Below are 1,186 nucleotides of genomic sequence, written 5' to 3' on the forward strand. Positions count from 1 at the left end.
GGTGGTGCTGCAACGGCCGTTCCGGGGGCGGGCCATCCTGCGGGCGCTGTTCCTCACCCCGTACGCCCTGCCGGTCTACACCGCCGTGATCACCTGGAGGGTCTTGTCGATCGCGGCGCGTAGGTTGTCGGCGTCGGGTTCGACAGTCGGGGCGAAGCGGGCGGCGACCGTGCCGTCCGGGGCCACCAGGAACTTCTCGAAGTTCCACCGGACGTCCCCGGTGTGCCCGTCCGCGTCCGGGGTGTCCACGAGTGCGGCGTAGAGCGGATGCCGGTCGGGGCCGTTGACGTCGACCTTCTCGGTCAGCGGGAAGGTCACCCCGTAGTTGACCTGGCAGAATTCGCTGATCTCGGCGGCGCCGCCCGGCTCCTGCCCGGCGAACTGGTTGCACGGCACGCCGAGCACCACCAGGCCGCGCTCGGCGTAGGAGTCCGCGAGCGCCTGGAGGCCGGCGTACTGGGGGGTCAGGCCGCAGCGGGAGGCCACGTTGACGACCAGGAGGGCCTTGCCGCGGTAGCGGGCCAGGTCCGCGGGGCCGCCGTTGAGGGCGCCGATCGGGATGTCGAAGACGGTCATGGCCCGAGGCTACGCGCCGGGCGGTGAGCCGCCGGGTAGGGGCGCGGCGGGTGCACTCCATGCACCAGGAGAAATCGAAACATGCACATCTTGACGAAGTGATGACGCCGTGAGTACCGTCTCACCATCTCTTTTGGAAAGTTTCCTAACAGTTCAGGAGACGCCTCATGAAAAGATCGCTCCGCCGGGCCCTCTGGGCCGGTGCCGTGGTCGCCGTGACCGTCGCGATGGTGCCGGTGACCACCGCGTTCGGCGCCGGCACGGTCACCACCACGTTCACCAAGGCGCAGGACTGGGGGACCGGTCACGAGACGAGGGTGACCGTCACCAACGGGTCCAGCGCCACGGTCAGCACCTGGCGCATCGAGTTCGACCTGCCGTCGGGCACCACCATCAGCAGTTCCTGGGACGCCGACGTGACCAGCAGCGGCAACCACTACGTCGCCGTGAAGAAGAGCTGGGGCGGCGCGCTCGCCCCCGGCGCCTCGTTCAGCTGGGGCTACAACGGCACCGGCGCCTACAAGGCGCCGCTGAACTGCACCGTCAACGGCGCGGCGTGCGGCGGCGGCACCCCTCCGCCCACCACTCCGCCGCCGACCACGACCCCGCC

Annotated in this window: 2 protein-coding genes; one reads left to right on the forward strand and one right to left on the reverse strand. The window is 70.2% G+C overall.

The genetic code is table 11. The annotated features are described in order from the left end of the window. Positions 1–75: 75 nt before the first annotated feature. Positions 76–576, reverse strand: a complete 501-nt coding sequence (locus tag JNW91_RS31470; protein WP_203179053.1) for a glutathione peroxidase — start codon at positions 574–576, stop codon at positions 76–78. Positions 577–743: 167 nt separating this feature from the next. Between JNW91_RS31470 and JNW91_RS31475 the strand changes: the two genes are divergently transcribed. Further along, the coding region (locus JNW91_RS31475; protein ID WP_203179054.1) for a cellulose binding domain-containing protein at positions 744–1,186 on the forward strand (443 nt) is incomplete at its 3' end.

Source organism: Micromonospora parastrephiae (assembly GCF_016802865.1).
Classification (GTDB): domain Bacteria; phylum Actinomycetota; class Actinomycetes; order Mycobacteriales; family Micromonosporaceae; genus Micromonospora; species Micromonospora parastrephiae.